We start from the raw sequence: 21,432 nt of genomic DNA, 5'->3' as shown, positions 1-21,432 counted from the left end.
TCTCCTCCATTTAGTTGGTTTCAGGATCCTCCACCGGCAGCGCCGGGTGCCGGGAAACTCTCCACAAACAGGCGATTGAGATCGGCAACGACGCGGCCAGCATCGTGCTTCTCGGTCAGGCCGAGATTGATGCGATCGGACGCAGCCTGTTGGAATGCCATGTAGCCATCATGGCGTGGCCTGACCCAGGCACCCTCGACTGTGGCGCGGGTATTGATGTAGAAATTGCCGGCGGCTGCGTTGACGGCTGCATCGTCCCAAGCTGCGGCATGGCCGGGCTGGCCGCCGGCCGACGCATAGGGGCCGCGCTGCACCTCGCCGCTGGCGATCCAGTAGGCGAAGTCGATTGCCGCCTGCTTCGCCTTCGAAAAGGCCGACACGGCAATGCCGGTTCCGCCGAGCGCCGAGCCGACCGGATCGGCATTGCCCGCAGCCGGAATGTCCGCGAAGGCAAGGCGGCTGCTCCGAAAGCCGGCGATGGCATAGGAGACATAGCCATAGATCAGCGGCGCGCAGGCGATCCGTGTGCCGGAGCTGGCCATTTGCTCCAGGACGTCGATCGGGTCCATGCCGAGGCAGGCCGGATCGACGAGAGCCGCGACCTCGCGCATCATCTCGAAACCGCGGCTGCCCGTGTCAGGATTTACGTGGGCGCCAGGCTCTTCGACGGCGGGCCGGCCGAGATTGCCGGCAAGCGTGTAGAACACCATCAGCGAATGCGGCGGCCTCATCGGCAACAGCACGCGGCCTTGCCGTGCCAGATCGAGCACATCGGCCCAGTTCGCCGGGGCGGCGGGAAGCATGTCCGGCCGCCACGCCTGCACCTGGCTCGCCGTGTCGATCGGAAACGCCCACTGCCGGCCCTGCCAGTTGTAGCTCGGATAGGACCGGCCGACGCTGCCCGCCGCCAGCGCCGCGCGCTCCGCTTCGCGGCCAACTACATCGAGCGGCGCCAAACAATTCTCGGCGGTGATCTGGCCGACATGCGGATGATCGATGACGATCAAATCATAGGCACGGGCCAGTTCCTCGACCGGGAAGGATTCGAAATCCTGCAGTGAGCGCTTGTCCCATTCGATAGTGACGCCGGTCCGTTGCTTCCACAGTCCCGAACAAGCGACCATCGGGTCGTAGCCGCGTGGATGGCTCCAGGTCATGCCTTTGAGCGTCACCTCGCTCACAGTCCGAATTCCTTGCGGATCATTGCGCTGTGCTCGCCGATCCGCGGCGCGGCCCGCTCGACTTTGGCGCGCACACCATCGACCCTGAGCGGCGAGCGCGTGGTGAGGATCGAGACGTCATCCTCGCGCGTCACCGTCTGCAGCATGTCGAGCACCTGGAAGCCCTCGCTGGCCATCATCTCCGGCCAGGTCAGCACCTTGGCGCACCAGATGTCGGCAGGCTCGAGGATGACAAGCCATTCGTCGACCGTCTTCGTCGCGGTTTTTTGCGCGATGATCGCCTTGATCTCGTCGCGGGCGGTGAACCAGGTCGACGGCTGATCGCGATAGGGCGCAAGCGCTTCGAGCTCCAAAAGATCGGCCAGCTTCGGGATCGGCGTCATCGCGATCGCGAGATAGCCGTCCTTGGCCGGATAGACGCCGTAAGGCGCCGACAGATAGGCATGGGCGCTGCGGAACCCCGATCGCCGCGGCAGGCGGCGGCCGTCATTGAGATGCGTGGTCAGCACCTCGAACTGGAAATCGACCAGCGCTTCGAGCAGGCTGGTCTCGACATGGCTGCCCGTACCGGTCACGCCGCGCCGCACCAGTGCGGCAAGGATACCTTGCGCGGCGGCGGAGCCCGCCAGCATGTCTGCAATCGCCAGGCCGAAGGGCACCGGCCCCTGGTCCTCGTCGCCGTTCAGCCACATCACGCCGGAGCGGGCTTGCGCCAGCAGATCCTGCCCAGGCCGCTTGACCCAGGGGCCTTCCTCGCCATAGCCGCTGATCGAGGCATAGACCAGGCGCGGATTGATCTTGCGCACCGCCTCGTAGTCGAGACCCAGGCGCTCGATGACGCCGGGCCGGAAATTCTGGATCAGCACGTCGGCCTTGGCCAGCAGGCCGCGCAGCGCCGCAAGGTCGGCCTCGTCCTTGAGGTCGATGGCAAAGCTTTCCTTGGCGCGGTTGATGGCGTGGAAGATTGTAGAGTCGCCGCCGATCTCGGTGTCGCTGAGATAAAGCCGGCGCGACAGGTCACCGCCATCCGGGCGTTCGATCTTGATGACGCGGGCGCCGAGATCGAGCAGTCTCAGCGAGCAGTAGGGCCCGGACAGGAACTGGCTCATGTCGACGACGACGAGCCCGGTCAGCGGCAATTCGGCAATGGCAGCCATCGCCTATTTCTCCGTCTTGCCGGCGAAATCGGCCGGATTGCGGTACTTCACCGTCTGCAGGTGCTCGCAGTAAAGCACGAGCTCTCCTTCGCGATCACCGGTGCCGACGAACCGTGGAACAGCGAATTGCATGATCTATCCTCCCGTCAGTCTTCTTTTGTGAATAAACTTTTCACATATGGGATTGCCTTGCAAGCGTGAACAGGCGAAATTTCGCGCGAATCCGCGGCGGCCAACGCCGCGGAACAAGGGAGGATTTATGCGGAATGCCTGTCTGGTCTTTGTCGGCAGTCTCAACCGCGAGGCGCCTTATTTTCAGGGCGCGCGCGGCGTCGGGCTCGGCGTCTACAGCTTCGACGAAGAGACGCTGGAGACGAGGAAACTGACTGAGACGGGTGACATCGACAATCCGACCTTTCTGTCGGTGACGCCGGACGGCTCCCACGTCTATGCCAATTCCGAGGTGCTCACCTGGCGCGAAGGCGTGGTCTCGGCCTACCGCTTCGACAGGCAAACCGCCGCGCTTTCCTACATCAACAAGCAGCCGACGCTTGGCAGCATCACCGCGCACAACACCATCACGCGCGACGGAACGAAGCTGCTGGTCGCCAATTACGGCATCGGCGAAGGCGGTCCCGATCGCTCGGTCGTCGTCTATGGGCTGCGCGAGGACGGTGGTCTGACCGCGCCGTTGTCGAGCGTTACCCATGCCGGAACAGGCCCCGATACAGCTCGTCAGGAACGCTCCCATGCTCACAGCGTCACCGAGACGATTGCCGGCGGCGTGGCGATCGTCGCCGATCTCGGCATCGATCGGCTTGTCTCGTACCGCATCGGGCGTGACGGCAGCCTGACCAGGCTGGCGGAGTCGGTGCTTGCGCCCGGCGCCGGCCCACGTCACGTGGCGCTGCACCCAGGCGGGCGCTTCGTATTCGTGATGAACGAACTGGATTCAACGGTGGCGTCGCTTGCGCTCGACGATACGACAGGAAGGCTCTCGGTCATCGACACGAAGCCGGCGGTCCCAGAGCAGGCGCGCGGCGGCAATCATTGCGCCGACATCCAGATCTCGCCCGATGGCCGCTTCCTCTACGGTTCCAACCGCGGCCATGACAGCGTTGCGGTGTTTTCTGTCGACCAGCAGACTGGCAGGCTCGCGCTCGTCGACTATGCGCCGTGCGGGGGCGCCACGCCGCGCAATCTGGCACTGACGCCCTCGGGCGGCCATCTCTTCTCGGCCAACCAGAACGCCGACCGCATCTCGATTTTCGCGCGCGACGCGGCCACGGGGCGGCTGGCCAACACCGGGCGATCCATCGATGTCGGCACGCCGATGTGCGTGAAGATCGTGCGTTGAAAGTCACGCTGTCTCCTTCCAGCAGCGAGGGCGTGCACGGTCCTGTGATTTCGGCTGAGCCATCGGCGTGGTAGCTTCCAGTCGTTCCGCTGCGGAGTCGTCATGCGTACCAAGCTGCTAGAAATCACCCTTGCTATGCTGCTGCTGGTTGGCGGCCTTCCAGCCGGCCATGCGGAAGTGGCCGAGCGGCCGTCGCCTTCGGGCGGCGTTCTGTCGCTGCTTCCGCCGCCCCAGGTCTCTGATCATTCGATCGTCATCGCGGGACGCACGCTCAACTATCAGGCAAGGGCCGGCACGCTGTCGTTGCTATCCGGCAAGGGCGACGTCACCGCGGAAATCTTTCATGTCGCCTACACGCTGCGTCCCGAGCCAAGCCGGGAACCTGATCCCCAGCGCCCGATCACTTTCGTATTCAACGGTGGTCCCGGAGCAGCTTCCGCCTATCTGCATCTCGGCGCGCTCGGTCCACGCGTGATGGCGACGGCGGCTAATGGAAGTTTTCTCCCATCGCCGCAGCGGCTTTTGGACAACCCGAACACATGGCTCGACATGACCGACCTGGTCTTTGTCGACCCCGTCGGAACGGGTTACAGCCGCGAAGCACCCGGAACCGAGGCACGCAGCTTCTGGGGCGTCAACCAAGACGGTGCCGCGATGGGCGCCTTCATCCGGCTCTATCTGGCGCAGGCGGGCCGCACGGCGTCGCCAGTGTTTCTGGCCGGCGAAAGCTATGGTGGGTTTCGGGCGGCACTGCTTGCCAAGACGCTTCAGGATGATATCGGCATCAGTCCTCGCGGCATCGTGCTCATCTCGCCGGCGCTCGAATTCACACTCGTGCGGCCCGACGAGTTCCAGCCGCTCCATTGGGCGCTTGAACTGCCGTCGCTAGCGGCGGTGCGCCTGCGCAGCGAAGGCGTCACCGGTTCCGAACTGCAGGAGCGGTTGGCCGATGTCGAACGCTATGCGCTTGGCGACTACCTCGTCGCGCTCGCCAGCGGGCTCGAACAGGGTGGGCGCCTGGCGAGCCCGCGCGTTGCCGAAATCACCGGCCTGCCGCTCGAACTCGTCAAACGAAACTTTGCGCGCATTCCCACCGCCCTCTTCGCCAAGGAGTTTGCGCGGGCAAGGGGCAATGTCCTCAGCGCCTATGACGGCACGATCGAAACCGCAGACATCGCTCCGGAAAGCCCAAGGCCTCGCGGCCCTGATCCGGTGCTCGACCGAAGTGTGCCGGCGCTCACATCCGCCTTTGTCAGCTATATCAGGGAGGAACTGAAATTCCGCACCGATCTAAGCTACCGGCTTCTCAACCGTGAAGTCAGCGGCAATTGGGATTACGGGACGAGCCCGACGCGACAGGGCTATGTCGGCGTGATGGATGACCTTCAGCAGGCTCGCGTGCTAAATCCCGGCCTCGGCATTTTGATCGTCAACGGCTACACCGACCTGGTGACACCCTATCTGGTGTCACGCTACCTGGTCGGCCAGGTTCCTTCGCTTCCCGGCGCAAAGCCCATCCGCGTCGACCTGCTGGAAGGCGGCCACATGATGTATTTCAGGCCAGACAGCCGGCGCGCGCTGAGAGAGGCCGCGTCCGAGCTTTACCAAGCGCCGAAATGAAACGGTTGAAGCCGGGTACAAATGATCTGGATGAGATCGTAGCCGCCTCTTCGCATGAGCGACGGACAAGGCAAGGCGAACTGGAGAGACGAGCAAGTCGATGACATCTCAGAATGCAGAACTGACCTGGCTCAACCCGCCACCGCATCATGCTTTCGGCGACAGCTCCGTGCATGTGCGGACCGGCAAGGAGACCGATTTCTGGCGCGAGACGTTTTATGGCTTCTGGCGCGACAATGGCCACTTCCTCTACCGGCAGGTCGAGGGCGACTTCAGCGCCGAGGTCACCGTCAAGGGGGACTACAAGGTGCTCTATGATCAGGCCGGTTTGATGGTCCGGCTGAGCGAGACGCACTGGGTCAAGGCCGGCATCGAGTTCACCGACGGGCTGGCATATTTTTCCGTCGTCGTCACCAATGATGCTTCCGACTGGTCGTTGGTCAGCATCCCGGCTGGTCCGGACGGCGTCAGGATCCGGCTGACCCGCCATGCCGGGACCATCCGTGTTCAGTATCGTGATGCCTCCGACCATCACTGGAAGCCGGTGCGGCTCGCCTACTTCCCGCCCTCGAAAACAGTCGATATCGGCATGATGTGCTGTTCGCCGCAACGTGAAGGTTTCGAAGTCACATTCAGCGATTTTTCGGTCGGCCCGGCGATCTCGAGGGAACTCCATGACTGATGCGTCGTGGCACCGGATCGGGGCGCCGCTTTCACAGCAGCATCGTTCCGACAGGCGAATAGGCGGCAAGGTGATCGTCTCAATCCGACCGGAATCCTTCCGCTTCAACCGGGACAACGACACCACGCAATCGGCGGTGGGACGGGTCGAGGATGTCATCTTCATCGGCAGCAGGTCTTTCTACACTATCTGCCTATCCGACGGCGTTCGCGCCGTCGGCAGCCATCCACGATGCGATCGAAGACGAAATAGACGAAAGCCGTCATTCCAATCAATCCGCGTGAAATGACGTTGTTGCACTCGAGGCTTACTGCTGTACCTTCAAGGTTAAGGAGGCGTGAGCTTTTATGCTGCTTGAGCGAGAGGGGCCGCTTGGAACTTTGTTGGCTAGCGCCGAGAGAGCTGCGGCCGGACACGGCGGGACCGTGCTGGTGGACGGCGAAGCGGGCGTCGGCAAGACTTCCCTCCTGCGCGAATTCGCTGAAAACGCGGACAGGAATTACCGGATGCTGTGGGGCTGGTGCGAGGCGCTCTTCACACCGCGCCCGCTCGGTCCTCTTCAGGACATGGCGCACCTGCTAGACCCCCGCGTGGCGGAGCTGCTCGAGGAGACCGCGGCGCCGGAGCGGCTTTTTCCGGCGTTGTTGAATGCGCTTCAGCACACCAAGAGCACGACCGTGCTCGTCTTCGAGGACATGCAATGGGCCGACAATGCGACACTTGACCTGGTAAGATACCTCGGTCGCCGCGTCTCCCTGCTTCGCACGATGCTGGTGCTCAGCATGCGCAGAGACGAGATAAGTGCCGATCATCCTCTGACCCACGTGCTCGGCGACCTTCCGTCCGCCTCGGTGAGCCGCGTGACCCTGGAACCGCTGTCTTCCCAGGCGGTGACGGTGCTGGCCGAGCGGGCCGGCCGCTCCGCCGACGGGCTTTATCGCATTACCGAGGGCAATCCCTTCTTCGTCACCGAACTCCTGTCTAGCAGTGAGATCGAATCGGGGCGCGTGCCCGATTCCATACGCGATGCGGTCTGGTCGCGCTTGTCGCGCCTGACCCCAGGAGAGCGCGAGGTGCTGGAGGTCATGAGCATCATGCCGGGCAGCGTTGAGCCGTGGCTGATCCGGGCACTTCTCGGGGACGAGACCGAAGTTCTCGTGGATCAGTGCGTGGGACGGGGATTGCTGCGGCGGGATGTTCAAGGCGCGCTGACGTTTCGCCACGAGCTTGCCAGGGAAGCGACGCTCGACCGCCTCGCTCCGTCTCTCCAACGGTCACTGCATGCGAAAGTCGAAGCGGCACTCTCCGAACTTCCGGCGGCGCAGGCAAGCGCTCTACTGTCGCGACGGGTACACCATGCCGGCGGCGCCGACAACGGCGAACGCGTCCTGGAGCTCGCGCCGCAGGCCGCCGAGCAGGCCGCGCGTCTGGGCGCGCATAGAGAGGCGGCTTCACATCTGGCGACCGCACTCCGATACGTTTCAGAGGCTCCGTCGGCGCTGGCTGCCCAGCTTTGTGAAGACTGGGCCTACGAGGCGGGCCTGTCACTGTTCGTCTACGATGAAATCATCGAGGCGCGGCATCGCGCCATTGCGATCTGGCGGGAGCTTGGGCGCATCGACAAGGTCGGGGCCAATCTGCGCTGGCTGTCGCGTCTCCACTGGCGCCGCGGAGAGGGTCAGGAGGCGGAAGACTACGCGGATCAGGCAGTGCGTGAAGTGGAGAACCTGCCGCCTGGGCCGGAACTGGCGATGGCCTACAGCACGCGCTCGCAGCTACACATGCTGCATTATCGCTTCAACGAGGCGATCGAATGGGGCGAGCGCGCGATCAGCCTGGCGGACCGGTTGGGTGAGGTCGAGACACGCGTCCACGCCCTGAACAATGTCGGCACAGCGCTGATGTTCGCCGACCGCCCGGGCGGGCGTGAGCGGTTGGAGGAAAGCCTTACCCTGGCGCTCGATCACGGGTTTCACGACCATGCGTCGCGAGCCTATACGAACTTCGCCGAATGCGCGGTAGTGGCCAAGGACTTCGCCTTGGCCGAACGGCTGCTCGCGGAAGGGATTGCGTTTTGCGCCAGGCACGACCTCGATTCGGCTGCGCAATACCTGCTCGGCCGGCAGGCACAGCTTCGTACCGAGCAGGGCCGCTTTCGCGAGGCCGAGACGATTGCCCAAGGCGTCATGAATCTGGAACGCCTGCCGATGGTGATGCACCTGCCGGCTCTGACGGAACTCGGCAGGGCGCGGATCCGGCTGGGTGAACCCAGTGGCGCGGCCCTGCTGGAGCAGGCGCTCCAGGAGGGTCTGACGACCGGCGAGGCTCAACGCGTCATACCGGTTCGCTTGGCGCTGGCCGAGGCCGCCTGGCTTGCCGAGGAGCCCGGCGCCGGTCACGAGCAGCTGACGGCCCTCACCGAAATGGACCTCGACAATTTCCGTCCCTGGGACGTCGGTGAACTGGCAGTCTGGTGGCAGCGCTGCGGAATGGCGGGATCGCTGCCGGTGCCGGCCGGCCGCATTATTCCTTTGCCGCAAGCATTGGAACTCCGCGGCGACCCGACGGCGGCCTCGGCAGAATGGTCCCGCCTGGGTCTTCCCTATGAGTCAGCGCTCGCCCTCATGCAGGTCCGCGGAACCGATGCCGGCGCGGCGCTGGCTCGCGCCGTGGCTACATTCGAGGGCGTCGAAGCGCGCCCCGCGGCAGCGCTGGCGCGAAAGCTGGCGCAGCGCATCGGAGCTGCCAATCAGCTGCCGAAGCAGCGCCGGGGGCCGTACACCGTGGCTAGGCAGCATCCACTGGGCCTGACGAGGCAAGAACAACAGGTACTCACAATGATCGCTCAAGGTTTGGGCAACAAGGAGGCGGCACGGCGTCTGTCGCGCTCGCCGCGGACAATCGAGCACCAGGTCTCCGCCGTGCTCGGCAAATTCAACGCAGCAAACCGGATGGAAATTCTGCTCCGCCTTCGCGGCGAGCCCTGGCTTTTGCCGTCGGCAGTTGCGCTGCAAGTCCGTGAAAACTAGGCAAGCCCGTGAAAAACTAGGAGATCAGCTGCCGGGAAACTAGGTGACCGTACCGATGTGCGCGAATGCCCCCGCGCATAGGTTGCGCTTGTGAGTTTGGAACAGACTGCGAAGCAGTCCATGAGCTCGCCAATCGGAGAGAATAGCAATGATCAGATATTCTACCGCATTTGCGACGGTCTTGCTCGCCACCACGATCGTGGCCGCGGCTTCGGAACTTGCGCCGGGGAACGGCCACAGCATCCATTTCGGCCACGTCAAAGGCGTCGTCTACTACACGGTCGAGCAGGACGGCTACCGGGTCGTTGCGACCCTGGCTTCAGGGGCCGATGCGCAGCCGATGCGGTTCGTCTCCACGCTCGGACCGGGGCAAAACATGGTGATCTCCTTGCCTCAAGCCGTCGGCCAGCCATCTCTCGATTTCGAGATTATGCGAGACGGCGCCACGGTTCTCGTGAGCGAGCCCGCTGCCACTCCGATGGCCGATCCGATGGAACAAGCATCGATCCAGGATGCTCTCGACCGGTGAGCCGGTAATGGGCGGCCGCTCGGTGCGACTGCGGTCTCTTATTGGACCTGGAGCCTTTTCGCCGCATCGTATCTTTCCATTGTCGCCTACACCCTCGTAGCGGTGCGGGACTGGCAGATGGTGACGGCGCTCGCGATCAACGCTGTTTGCTGCATTTCCATCATCCTGCTCGGTTTCATAAGCGCCGTGGGCATCGGAGCCACCGCGGACTGCATGGCGATACCGCTGCATACAAAAACGCGTCGTTCCCGACGGGCGCCTATCGCCTGGAACCGCACGAAAAGTAGGTAATTCCCGCAAAAGCAAGAACACGCCCGCGAAAACTGGGAAACCGGCCGCCCAAAAATGGGTGATGGCACCGATTTGCGTACCCGCCGGCACGCATAGAGTTGGGCTCGCAGCGTGGAAGACTTTCCCAAGATCATTCACGCCTTCCTGATCCGAAGGAAGAGGGCAGTGGGGTGAGGCACAGGAAGCCGCCGATGGCGTCGAAATCGCGCGCCGTCGGCGGGTGCGCGCACCGATCCTTCAAGTCGGTAGCGCCGCCCCTCTGCGATCCACGCAAGATCAGGAGGGTGCCGTTCGAATTCGCCCTAATCCCGCAGCAGATCGGACATCAGTTTGAAGAAGCGGTCCGCATCGACCTCGTGCGCGATGCGGGCATTGTCCTTTTCGCTACGCAGGGGCCATTCACCACACCAGCGGCTGTGCTGGCGCCGAAACCCTCGATGTCATAACAATCCAACCGCACTACTCGATTGCGGCGGATCACGGAGGACCGGATGGCGACGGGACGTTGTCTCTGCGGCGGCGTGCGCTACGAGATTGCAGGCGAGCTTGCTCAGCCGATCGCCTGGCATTGCTCAATGTGCGCGCACCAAGCGGCAACTTTGCCGTCATGGCGGGCTGCAAGTCGACCCTTGATCGGCCGACCGGCCTTCGTCTCGGCGGACAAATGTATGTCGGCTCGAAATCCGATTTTTACGATCTGACCGATGGTCTACCTCAGAAACACGAGTGGTAGGACCTGAATCGCCGCACTAGAATCCGTACCACACCAGAATCCGTAAAGGAGAAGCTCCATGACATCGGACGTGGCAATTATCGCTGGAGCAGGGCCGGGGCTGAGCGCCTCGCTTGCACGTCTTCTCGCCAAGGAGGGCTTTCGCGTGGTCCTGGCTGCCCGCGACGTCGGCAAGCTGAGCGCGCTGGTTGACGAGACGGGCGCGCTGGCGGTCGAGACGGACGTTGCCGATGTTGCGTCGGTCGAAAACCTGTTCGACGTCGCCGACAAGGCCGGTCCGCTGTCGCTTGTGGTTTTCAACGCCAGCGGCCGCGCCCGCGGACCGATCGCCGACCTCGAACCCGAAGCGGTCAGACAGGCATTACTGGTCGGCGCCTATGGCGGGTTCCTGGTCGGCCAGCAGGCCGCGCGCCGGTTGCTTTCCCGCGGCTCCGGCTCGATCCTGTTCACCGGCGCCACCGCCAGCGTCAAAGGGTTTCCGGGTTCGGCCGGCTTTGCCATGCCAAAGTTCGGCCTGCGCGGACTGGCCCAATCCATGGCCCGCGAACTTGCGCCGAAAAACATCCATGTCGCGCATTTCATCATCGACGGTGTGATCGCGGCGAACGAGCCCGGACAGGCCGGCGAACCCGACCGGCAGGATCGCCGGCTGTCTCCGGACGCGATCGCCGAAACCTATCTCGCAATCCACCGGCAGCACCGCAGCGCCTGGACTTGGGAGCTCGAACTCAGGCCATGGGTCGAAAATTTCTGAGTCTCGGCCGGACTGCAATTCGTCCATATGGTTGTCATGATGCCTTCGTGCCGTGGAACATCCGTGCGGACGTTATTTGCCTGCCGGCCGCCAAACGCAGCGCTGACTTTCTTCCATTGGCATTGAGATTGGATCGAGCGTTGCTTTGATCGCAACGACCTGCGTGTCACCGTAGAGGCCTGATCCAAGCCTGAGGCAGGAGGAGGTTGACCATGGCCAGGATTGTACCCGTGCTCGATCTCAGCCGTCTCGAACAGGGCGCGTCGGAGCGTCGGACCTTTCTGTTCGACCTGCGCACGGCGGCCCGCGATGTCGGCTTCTTCTATCTCAGCGGCCACGGAATTTCGACTGTGGAGGTCGACGAGGTGCTCGACGCCTCGCGCCGGTTCTTTGCCTTGCCGGAAGCCGACAAGCTGGCCATCGAAATGGTCAAGTCCCCGCAATTCCGCGGCTACACGCGCACCGGTGGCGAACTGACCAAGGGCAAGGCCGATTGGCGCGAACAGCTCGACATCGGCGTCGAGCGTCGACCCATACCACAGGGGCCGGGCATTCCTGCCTGGACGCGGCTGCAAGGGCCGAACCAGTGGCCTTCGGTCCTGCCGGAACTCAAGCCGGCACTGCTGGCATGGCAGACCAGGGCGACGGCGGTGGCGATCCGCCTGCTGAAGGCTTTCGCGCTGTCGCTCGACCAGGCCGAGGACGCTTTCGATCCGATCTATAGCGGTGAGCCCAACCACCGCATGAAGATCGTGCGTTATCCCGGACGCGGTGCAACCGGCGGCGACCAGGGCGTCGGCGCACACAAGGACGGCGGTTTCCTGACGCTCCTGCTTCAGGACGACAATAAGGGGCTGCAGGTCGAATATGACGGAAGCTGGGTGAATGTGGATCCCATCCCCGGAACGCTGGTGGTCAACATCGGCGAGCTCCTCGAACTGGCATCGAATGGTTATCTCAGGGCGACGGTCCACCGTGTCGTCACGCCGCCGGCCGGTGTCGAGCGGATTTCCGTTCCGTTCTTCTTCAGCGCCCGGCTCGATGCGACGATCCCGTTGCTCACCCTGCCTGAAGAACTGGCTGCCGAGGCTCGCGGACCGGCGAGCGATCCGGACAATCCGCTGTTTCGCGATGTCGGAACCAACGTCCTGAAAAGTCGCTTGCGCTCGCATCCTGACGTGGCGCGCCGGCACTATGCCGATCTCCTTGAGACGAGGGCGTCACCTGTCTGAAGACGCCTGAGCAAATAGAACGGGAATTTTCGTTATCCCGCCGGCTTTTGGAATTTTGTTCGTCGCCAACACGCCCAAACAAGCTCAAACAGGTAAGACCGTTCGACGGTTTCCTCCCATTCCGCTGAACGGCGTTCCCCTCTGAAGGTTGTAACCTTCTTTTGGCCGGGCCGTATTCGAGCCCGGCCATTTTTTTCGTGCGATTTCGGCAAATCAGCTGTGGTCGTCGAACCATGAACTGAGACTGCCGGCTTTGCCGTAAGCGATCCATATGCGCCTGCCTTCCAAACTGTGTCGCGTGGGAGGCGGCAGATGCCGAAGGGTGCGCGACCGAAAAAGCCGGGTGGCGTCACATGACAGCCGACGCCCTGTTGTCGCCGGCAGCGGTGTCCGGCTTCGTGTTCGGCCTCGGGCTTATCTTTTCCCTCGGCCCCCAGAACCTCATGCTGATCCAGACGGGACTGACGCGCAGCCACCCCTTTGCGGTCGCTTCCACCGGTTACCTCTCGGAAATCGCTTTGGTGACCATGGGAATCGGCGGGCTTGGGACGCTGCTGACGCACCATCCCGCAATCTCCGGTGTCCTGCAGGCGGTATGCGCCGTATTCCTCGCCTGGTGGGGCGCGCGCACCTTGCTCAACATCAGCCGCAAACGCAGGACGGCAGCTGCCACGACAGGCGGCAAGTCCCGATCTCGGGCGATCGGTTCGATGCTTGCCGTCACCTGGCTCAATCCTCTGGTTTGGCTCGAGGCGATGTTTCTCGTCGGCGTTCTCTCGTTCAGCTACGGCAGCGAGGAACAGGCGGGGTTCGCAGCCGGGTTCCTCGCGGCTTCCGCGATCAAGTTCTATGGCTGGAGCCTGGCCGGGGTGAGCCTGTCCCGCCGCTTCGACCGCCCGATCTACCGCAGGCGGATGGACGCGATCGCCGGTCTCGTTCTGATCCTGGCAGCCATTCTCCTGGCCGCAAACATCCTGAACGGAGCTTGAGTTATGACCGCCAGATCGAGGATAGCCCGGTGTTTCGCCAGACAGCGCAACACATCGTCTTCAGCGCGTGTGTCGCACAAGATGGGGGTCGACCAAGGCGCGTATTTCCGCAGCGGGCGCCGCTTCTCCGGCAACACGCAGCGCCCGTTCGTAGCGCGCATAGTCGTCGACCGCACCTTCGAAATCACGGCGCGACAGCCGCTCCTTGATCAGCGCCTTGCAGACGGGTCCGGCATCCGGATAGAGGTCCAACGTCCTCAGATAAATTGAGCGCGCTTCATGGGCGTTGGTCGCCTCCAGCCGCTGGCCGATCCGCAAGGCGAGATCGATCAGATCGCGACGCACTTTTTCGGCGGCGGCGAGCGACCAGAAGCTGGCTCGCTCGTGCAGAAACAGCGGACCGGGGAATGCAAGGAAGAGCGCTTCCGCTTCCAGGCGCAGTCCCGACGGCCGGCCATTGGTTGTCGTGATGGCCTTGAGCCGTGCATGCCAGTCGGCGAGGTCGACCCAGACCTTGTCCGATGCGAGCCGAAGCTTGCCTTCGCGCTGAACGATGAGGTCGATCCGCCCGAGCAGCTTGCGCAGCCGATGCAGCGCTTGCTCGCAGGCCGCCCGCGCCTGGTCGCCGTCGAGGTCGGGCCACAGCCAGTCCTGAAGGGTCTCCATCGAGCATGTGTTGTCTTTCGAGATCGCCAGTACCCGCAGTATGTCGAGAGCCTTCGTCGGTGGCTTGGCGCCGAGAGGGAGAGGGTTTCCGTCTAGTTCGAGCCGAAAGCCTCCGAGAACGTGGACCTTGAGCGGCCATGGCCAGGCCGCGGGCCGCCGCTGCGGCACGTCCAGCCGGCGTTCCCCGATCAGCGACCGGCAAAGCTTGGGCTCGATGCCGCGCTCAAGTGCATCGCCAAGCAGTTCGGCGAGCAACTCCGGAACGTTAAGGAGCACCATTGGCCAGCTGATGTCGCGGAGCGCCTCCATGAAGAGCTTCAGCCGATCGCCATAGTGCGGATCGCCGTCCCACAGGCTCTCCAGCGCGGCCGCTGCCAGAATGCATATCTCGGTACGTTTGCGGGCGCCGCCGTCCAGCCGCGGCAGCAAATCGTCAAGAAACGTGGCGGCTTCGCGCGGCTTCCTGTCGGCGAGCAGCACCTGGAACTTCGTGATATAGTGTGCCCAGCGCTCGACCATCGGCTCGTTGGCGGCCTCGCTCGCCGCCATGAAACGCTCGCAATCCTGATAGGCGGCCGCGAAATCGCCTTGCCTGGCATGAAGCGTAGCGAAGCAATTGGCGACGACGGCGACTTGCGTGCTGAAACGGCTGTCAGCGATCTCGGCCAGGCGCTCAACCACCTGCTGGAACTCGGCAAAATCGTTGCGGAACTTCATCTGCATCTGAAGGTGATAGAGGCCACCGAACTCCACGCCCTTGAGCGATTCGCGCTCGCCGATGGCGATCGCCTCCCGCAACGCCGCTTCGGCCGAAGGATAGGGAAAACCCCGTCTCTTGTAGGGAAAATAACGGCCGCTCTTGGCGCCAAACTCGACCAGCCACATGCCGAGGACCCAAGGCAGCATCTCCTTGTCGCTCAAATCGTCAACGACGCTGTCGACGGCCTTCGTGAACAAATCGGCCCGCATGATCGATACCGAATGCTCGATCAGGGATTCGCTGGCAAGCAGCCGCAAGCCGCTCGGATCCTGCTCGGGATTCCGGGTCAACCGCTGCAGGAGTTCGGTTTCCAGCGCTTGTCCGGCCGGGCTGTTGCCATAGTAGTCGTCGCCGAAGTTCAGCGCCCGCACCATACCGATGCGCACCAGCATCGCTTCCTCGGGAGGCAGTTCCGGCAGGCCGCGCTCGATGATTTCGAACGCCCGGCGAGTCCAGACCGAAAGACCCTCGTAGGTGCGCCAACTGTCCGTCTTGACCAGCACCGCGCGCGACACCGTAAGACAAAGCCCGCGCTGATCGTCGGCCTCGCCAAAGGCGTGCCATGCCTTCGACAGCCAGTGCTCTGCCGCCGCGTCGTCCGGCATGTGGGCCACGCCCAGCCAATAGAAATGCCAGCCATTCATGAAAGCTTCCGGCAACCGGCCGACCCATTCGATGAAGGTTGTCCGATGTCCCTGCGCCAGCACGGCCTCCGCCCGGCCCAGCATGAGTCCGCTCGACCGGTCCCAGTCCTCTGCCTGCAAGGCGAGGTGTATGGCTTCGTCATAACGACCGGCGTCCGCGAGGACCTTTGCCGCCCATTGTTTGAGCGACTTCTGCTCTTCAATCGGCACACGCTGCGCGAAGCGTCGGTCGAGGAAGTCCCGCAAGAGGTCGTGCAGGTGGAAGACGCCGCGGCTGTTTTCCGTTCGCGTGACCAGCAACTGTCGCTTGTAGAGCCTGTCGAGCAGCTTTCCCGCTTCGCCCGACCCGATCATAACGTCCGCCAGCTCGGCGCTGATTTCGGGCAGCAGATTGAGTTTCAGCAGCATGTCCTGGTCGGCGGCGGGGAGGGAAAGGAAGAAATGACGGCCGAGAACGTCCGACAGCGCGTTCTGCCCGCCGGGTGCTGTCCCGTTCGTGTCGTCAGGTCCGACCGCCGAACCGTGGTCAGCGAGGAGAACCAGCCCGATCGCCCAGCCGCGCGCCGCTTCGACATCGACTGAAACGGCGCCGTTCCTCGAACGCAGCTTGACGAAATCGCGTGCTTCCGATGTCGAGAATTCGAGCGCCCACCGGTCGACGACGGCCATTTGACCCTTGAGAACGAGGTCGCCCAATTCGTCCTGGGGCAGCGTGCGCGAGACGCAGATGCAGCGAACCGTGTCAGGAAGCTCACGGAACATCACGGAAAGCACCGCCCGGAATTCGAGCGTGTCGGCGTCCTGCAAATCGTCCAGGACCAGAATGGTGCCGGGCTTCAACCGCGCGAAATAAGCCCTGAAGAAGCGCCTGGCGAACTCCTTCGGCTGCTCGGCATACTCCACGCCGAACACCGGCATGTCCGCGGCCGAGGCGAGTGACTGCGCCAGATATTGAAAGAAGCGCGCAATATCCTGGTCGCCCTCGTCGATGCGGAACCACACATGCGGTGCCTCGATGCTTTCGAGATAGTCGATGACCGCCGTCGTCTTGCCGTAGCCGGCCGGCGCGGCCACCCAGCATATGGTTGATCGCGATTTCAGGTCGATCGCTTCGAGAACGCGGTTCCGCCTCAATATCCTGGCGCTGCGCGGCGCCGCCAGTTTGGCGATCCGGCCTGTGCCCGAGAGCGGGCGCTTCGCATCGGCTTCAACGGCGTCTAGGGGGGTCATGGGGGCTCCCGCTCGACCAATCATCGAGCGTCGGTCGTGCCGCCATGACCGTCCCGCCGCCCAGATTGACCTTAGGGTAGCGCAATCATGCGACAATTCGTAGTGGCTTCGCAGTGAAGCGGCAACGGCCGATTCTAGGCGCCGACTGGATGCCTGCGCGATCGCGAAATCAGGACGCGGAGGAGACCGAATTGTGTGAGGGAGCGCCGGCGGGCGACCGATGGATCCCGCACTCGATCTTCGACAATCCGCTCCAGCGGCCCACCCGCGGATTGTCCGCGCTGCCGCACGCGACCGTGCAGGGGGCGCAGCCGATCGAGAGATAGCCTTTTTCGAGGAGCGGATGCCGGGGGAGATTATAGCAATCGAGATAGGCCTCGATCTGCTGGCGGGTGAAGCGGGCAAGCGGGTCGATCTTCAGGCGTCCGTCAGTTTCCTCGAGCGTCGAAACATCCGCGCGAAGCCCGCCATGATATCGCTTGCGACCGGAAATCCAGGCCTTGAAACCAGTCAGGGCATTTTCGAGCGGCAGAACCTTGCGGATGTGGCAGCATCGGTCCGGATCGCGGCGGTGCAGCGCTCCAGCGCCGTCGAGCACCCGCAAGAGATCCGCCGGAGGTGTGACGATGCGCAGATCGGTGAGGCCGAGCAGAGCCGTCAGCTGCGCGCGATAGGCGATCGTTTCCGAAAACAGCTTTCCGGTATCGAGCGTGATGACAGGAAGCGAACGGTCGACCGAGGCCGCCATATGCAGCAGCACCGCGGATTCCGCGCCGAACGAGGACACCAGCGCTATGTTTCCACAAAACAGGTCGGTGACGAGCGGCGCCAGCAGGTCGGGCCCGTCGAGATGGTTCAGCTTTGCGATGACGGATTCATACATGGCGGTTCGGCCGGTCAAAAACGGTGGTGGCGTGACAAAGCCGCATCATAGCTTCGCCACGAAATCGAGAATCGCCTGGCGGTCGGTCTCGCCCAGGTCGAAGAAGCGGTCGCGCACGATCTGCGCCGTGCCGCCATGGGCGAAGACGGCATCGCGCAGGGTGGTCGCGCGGCCGTCGTGCAGGTAGCGTTGGCGCAGGCGGATGCCGACGAGCGGGGCGGTCCGCCATTCGGCGCCGATCGCATCGCCCTGGACGATCTTGTCGTCGAGCGCCGGCCCCATGTCGTGCAGCAAAAGGTCGGAATAGAGCCGGACCTCGCCGTTGATGCCCTCCAGCGCCGGCACATGGCATTTGGCGCAGCCGATCGAGGCGAAAAGCCGTCCGCCATGGTTGCCAAGCATCGCGCTCTGGCTCGATGAAGGCGATGCGGCCCGGAAGGTCGCCGAGAAGGGGATCAGCGCGCCATAAGCCAGGGCCGCCGACAGAGCCACCCCGACGAAACCCACGCCGATCAGGCGCCAGGCGCCGCCGGCCTCTCCGAGCCGGCCGACCCCGGTGGTGATGCCGAGCGCGACCATCACCATGAGGAACAGGAACTGGTCGGCATCGAGGATGACGCGGCGCAGTTGCGGATTGAGGGTGATCCCCGAATTGAGCATCACCACGCCGATGAACGCCACGATGAACCATGGGAACGGGATCGGCGTGGCCTCTTGCGCCTTGTTACGGCTGCGAACGACCAGGCTGGCGACCAGCAGAAGCGGGACGAGCATCAGCACCTTGCTGAGCTTGACCAGTGTGGCGGTGTTCAGCGCGTCATCGGAAACGGCGAAGGAGGCGCCGTAGACCTGCGCCAGTTCGAAAATGCTCGCCCCGACGAACACGCCATAGAGGCGGTCGTCGAGATGCGGCAGCCATCCGCTCAGGAACATGACCGGATAGGCGAGCAACGCCACGGTGCCGCTCAGCGTGATCAAGGCGATGGCGATGCCGGCGCTCTGGTCGCGTGCACGCACGAGCGCGGCCATGGAGAGGATCGCCGCGGCGCCGCAGACGGCGCTGCCGACCGCGACAAGCAGCGCGATCTCGGCGTCGAGCCTGAACAGCTTGCGCGCAATGGCGTAGAGCAGCGTCAGCACCAGGATCAGTTCGACGGCCGCCACCGCGAGCGGCATGAACCCCAGATCCAGGAACAGCCGCGTCGTGATACGGAAGCCGACCAGCACCACGGCGAGCCGCAGCAGATAGCGCTTGGTGAAGTCGAGCCCCGGGCGCAAGGCGTCCGGACAGGCGAAGCTGCTGCCGATCAGCAGTCCGAAGAGCATGGCGACGAGGACCGGGTTGCGTGACAGCGGCTCGCCCAGTCCGCCGGCGATCCAGCCGGCCGCAAGGGCAAGTGCGGCAGCAACGATGACGCCAGGCAAGACCGGGCGCACTTTTTCCGGCGCATGGGAGAGCGTCAAGGCGAGGCTCATGGCTTTGCCCCATCGGGCAGGCGGAGCGCTCGCAGATAGGAGGCGACCGCGTCGATCTGTGCAGAATCGTCTTCGATCGGCTGCGCGCCCGCCTCGCGGCCGACAGTCGCGCTGGTGACGCCGAGTTCGTTTGCGAAAGCGTTCGCCACCATGTCTTCGAGGGTGGCGATGTCAGCCTTCCAGCCGTATCGGCCGACCCGCGATGCGCCTTGGGCATCGACGACATGATGCGCGCGGCCTTTGATGCCGTCGCCCTTGCTGACCGCCTGCGCTTCGATGACGCTGTCGGGTATCTCGTCGATCCTGGCGATACCATAGAGAGCGAGCGGCATGCGCAGCGAAATCACATTGGCCTGACTTGGCATCGCCGCCGACACCATCCTCATGCCATCGCGCAAGGCATGGCGTCGGGCGACCGGGCTGTTGGGATGATCGATCGGAACCATTCGCCCAGAGCCCGGGTCCATACGGGCTATCCTGCGCGCAAAGAGGCTTTCATCAATGCTCGCGCCGCCGGGGCCGGGATGGCAGGCCACGCAGGATGTTGCATTGAACAATGGGCCGAGGCCGGTCTGCGGCGTGAAGTCGGTTTGAAACACCTGTTTTCCGCGCGCCGCAAGATTGGCGTCGGCGGCAGCGCTCTGTGTCTCCTGCGTCGCTGCCGCCGCGCCGTGCTCGTCGAAGTCCCCAACCTCGACGAGCGCCCCTTCGTGGCCCGGAAATCCCGGAACCTCGCCGCCAATCGTTATCCAGATATGCTGTGCGTCCGCCGACGTCGCGATCGCGCGAAGGCGATCGGCTCCCAAAGGGCCGAGCCCTGGAACCTCGATCGTCGCGCGGGCGAGAAGCCGGCCGTCCTGGCTCACGCGCAGCAATGAGCCGTCGCCGCGGTTGGCGACGAACAAATCGGACCCGCCGGCCAGCGTCGTGTGGCTCGAGAACTGCGGATTGGCGATTTCGGGAATGGCGGCGGCAACGTCGACCGGATGGTCGAATTCCGGCAGCGAGATCGTGCGGGCCCTGGCGACCGTGAAATGCCGGCGGTCGTCTTCCAGTTCAAGCAGCACCAGCCGGTCACGGCCCGGATCGGCGATGTAGAGGACGCGGTTCGGGTTCCACTTGAAGGCGATGCCGATGACGCCGGGATCGTCGCCGATGTCGTGGCCGGCGCTTACCGTGCCAAGGCCGGTGCTTACCGTGCCGGGTCCGGCCAAGCCGTCGACGCCGTCCTGGACATGGATTTGAACCACGCCACCATCCGCGGTGACGGCGGCGAACACAGCAAAGCCGCTGCCGTCCGGCGACGGACCGAGAAACGCCGTTCCGAGCGCGCCCCTCTGCATTCCGCCCGATGTCAGCTGGCCGCTTGCCTGATAATTCAACAGCTTGCCAAGCCAGCCGCTGGGCTGTGCTTTCGGCATCTGCTCGCGATCGGTATGCCGGCCGGCGAACACGCCGCCGGCCTCGCGGCTTGGCGCGTTGGCGAGTGGCGCACCATCGGGGTCGACGACCGTGACGCTGCCCTCGCCATTAATCCCGCCAGGCGCGTTAGCGATCCAGGGCCTTCCGAAGGCGTTGTTGATCGAAATATATCGCGGTCCGGATGCGGCTGCGAGGCGCGCGGTTCGGGCTCCGGCATTGTACTGCCGGTTGAGGAACCGTTCGCTCTGCGCGGTGTAGAGCTGAACTCGCGCATCTCCGTCGTTGCCGGTGAGGTCTTGCGGTACGACAATGGTGCCACCAGACTTGCCCGCGCGCGGATCGATGGACAGGATCGCCCCGGCCTCAAGCGCCGGATCGCCCGGTGGTGCGCCGAAATTGCTGCCCGCGGCGACGAGAACCCTGAGCGGATCGAGCACCCGCCCTTCGCGCGTCGCCATAAGGAATTCCGGATTTCCCGGTATCGGCCCGCCGACATGAAAGCGGCCCACCTCGCGCACGCCGGCCACGTCGGGCAGCCCGACGGCGACGATTCGAGCGTTCAGGCGCCAATCGGGGGTCTGATCTCCAGCGATCCCCGAAGCCGGCAGCAGGCTGAGAATTATCACCGCTGCCGTCGACAGCGTCCGGCGAGAAGAAAAACCCGACGGTACGAACCATCGCCGGGTCTGATGTGTCCCGACGAAACCTGTTGCGGCCACTGCACTGCCTGTTCGCATCGCGAGGTCTCCGGCAGTGGCAAGCGCTTGGTGACGCCTGCCACTCATGGTGCAACGTTT

General features: G+C 64.0%; 17 protein-coding genes and 1 pseudogene. 11 read left to right on the top strand and 7 right to left on the bottom strand.

Translation table 11 applies throughout. The features are described from left to right. Positions 1-20: 20 nt before the first annotated feature. The 3 genes and pseudogenes from AC0L14_RS15770 to AC0L14_RS15760 all read right to left on the bottom strand — a co-directional run. Complete coding sequence (locus tag AC0L14_RS15770; RefSeq protein ID WP_473750095.1) at positions 21-1,157, bottom strand: extracellular solute-binding protein; 1,137 nt, start codon at positions 1,155-1,157, stop codon at positions 21-23. A 20-nt stretch (positions 1,158-1,177) separates the two neighbouring features. After that, positions 1,178-2,338: a CaiB/BaiF CoA transferase family protein gene (locus AC0L14_RS15765; protein WP_473636470.1), complete on the bottom strand. Its 1,161-nt coding sequence runs from the start codon at positions 2,336-2,338 to the stop codon at positions 1,178-1,180. A gap of 3 nt (positions 2,339-2,341) precedes the next feature. Beyond that, a pseudogene (locus AC0L14_RS15760) lies at positions 2,342-2,428 on the bottom strand (amine oxidase); the annotation flags it as partial. 169 nt (positions 2,429-2,597) lie between these two features. On the opposite strand from AC0L14_RS15760, the gene AC0L14_RS15755 reads away from it, so the two are divergent. From AC0L14_RS15755 to AC0L14_RS15705, 11 genes are all read left to right on the top strand, one after another. Next, a complete protein-coding gene (locus AC0L14_RS15755) occupies positions 2,598-3,695 on the top strand; it encodes a lactonase family protein (protein WP_473527486.1) in 1,098 nt (365 codons plus the stop codon). Positions 3,696-3,797: 102 nt separating this feature from the next. Then, positions 3,798-5,315, top strand: a complete 1,518-nt coding sequence (locus tag AC0L14_RS15750) for a S10 family peptidase (protein WP_473750059.1) — start codon at positions 3,798-3,800, stop codon at positions 5,313-5,315. Between the two features lie 100 nt (positions 5,316-5,415). Beyond that, entirely contained in the window at positions 5,416-5,997 is a 582-nt protein-coding gene (locus tag AC0L14_RS15745; RefSeq protein ID WP_473750058.1) for a DUF1349 domain-containing protein, read from the top strand. After that, the gene (locus AC0L14_RS15740) at positions 5,990-6,286 is read left to right on the top strand and encodes a TOBE domain-containing protein (RefSeq protein ID WP_473527484.1); all 297 of its coding nucleotides are present in this window, start codon (positions 5,990-5,992) and stop codon (positions 6,284-6,286) included. Before AC0L14_RS15745 ends, AC0L14_RS15740 begins: the two co-directional genes overlap by 8 nt. A gap of 58 nt (positions 6,287-6,344) precedes the next feature. Further along, positions 6,345-9,026: an ATP-binding protein gene (locus tag AC0L14_RS15735; protein WP_473527483.1), complete on the top strand. Its 2,682-nt coding sequence runs from the start codon at positions 6,345-6,347 to the stop codon at positions 9,024-9,026. A gap of 148 nt (positions 9,027-9,174) precedes the next feature. Beyond that, positions 9,175-9,555: a hypothetical protein gene (locus AC0L14_RS15730; RefSeq protein ID WP_473527482.1), complete on the top strand. Its 381-nt coding sequence runs from the start codon at positions 9,175-9,177 to the stop codon at positions 9,553-9,555. A gap of 482 nt (positions 9,556-10,037) precedes the next feature. After that, positions 10,038-10,292, top strand: a complete 255-nt coding sequence (locus tag AC0L14_RS15725; RefSeq protein ID WP_473486116.1) for a hypothetical protein — start codon at positions 10,038-10,040, stop codon at positions 10,290-10,292. Between the two features lie 45 nt (positions 10,293-10,337). Then, the gene (locus AC0L14_RS15720; RefSeq protein ID WP_473527481.1) at positions 10,338-10,547 is read left to right on the top strand and encodes a GFA family protein; all 210 of its coding nucleotides are present in this window, start codon (positions 10,338-10,340) and stop codon (positions 10,545-10,547) included. A 90-nt stretch (positions 10,548-10,637) separates the two neighbouring features. Next, positions 10,638-11,333, top strand: a complete 696-nt coding sequence (locus AC0L14_RS15715) for an SDR family NAD(P)-dependent oxidoreductase (protein ID WP_473527480.1) — start codon at positions 10,638-10,640, stop codon at positions 11,331-11,333. A 212-nt stretch (positions 11,334-11,545) separates the two neighbouring features. Next, the gene (locus AC0L14_RS15710; RefSeq protein ID WP_473527479.1) at positions 11,546-12,565 is read left to right on the top strand and encodes an isopenicillin N synthase family dioxygenase; all 1,020 of its coding nucleotides are present in this window, start codon (positions 11,546-11,548) and stop codon (positions 12,563-12,565) included. Between the two features lie 353 nt (positions 12,566-12,918). Beyond that, a complete protein-coding gene (locus AC0L14_RS15705) occupies positions 12,919-13,554 on the top strand; it encodes a LysE/ArgO family amino acid transporter (protein ID WP_473750057.1) in 636 nt (211 codons plus the stop codon). A 60-nt stretch (positions 13,555-13,614) separates the two neighbouring features. Here AC0L14_RS15705 and AC0L14_RS15700 read toward each other — a convergent pair whose 3' ends face one another. From AC0L14_RS15700 to AC0L14_RS15685, 4 genes are all read right to left on the bottom strand, one after another. Further along, positions 13,615-16,854, bottom strand: a complete 3,240-nt coding sequence (locus AC0L14_RS15700) for a winged helix-turn-helix domain-containing protein (protein ID WP_473750056.1) — start codon at positions 16,852-16,854, stop codon at positions 13,615-13,617. 169 nt (positions 16,855-17,023) lie between these two features. After that, positions 17,024-17,737 carry a phosphoadenylyl-sulfate reductase gene (locus tag AC0L14_RS15695; protein WP_473750055.1) on the bottom strand — a complete coding sequence of 238 codons (714 nt, stop codon included), beginning with the start codon at positions 17,735-17,737 and terminating at the stop codon, positions 17,024-17,026. A 45-nt stretch (positions 17,738-17,782) separates the two neighbouring features. Beyond that, a complete protein-coding gene (locus AC0L14_RS15690) occupies positions 17,783-19,213 on the bottom strand; it encodes a YeiH family protein (protein ID WP_473750054.1) in 1,431 nt (476 codons plus the stop codon). Then, complete coding sequence (locus AC0L14_RS15685; RefSeq protein WP_473750053.1) at positions 19,210-21,372, bottom strand: hypothetical protein; 2,163 nt, start codon at positions 21,370-21,372, stop codon at positions 19,210-19,212. The genes AC0L14_RS15690 and AC0L14_RS15685 overlap by 4 nt, the downstream gene beginning before the upstream one ends. Positions 21,373-21,432 lie beyond the last annotated feature (60 nt).

The organism is Mesorhizobium sp. WSM4841, from assembly GCF_055811515.1.
The sequence above is the reverse complement of the archived record's forward strand: the minus strand, read 5'-3'. Positions and strand labels throughout refer to the sequence as shown.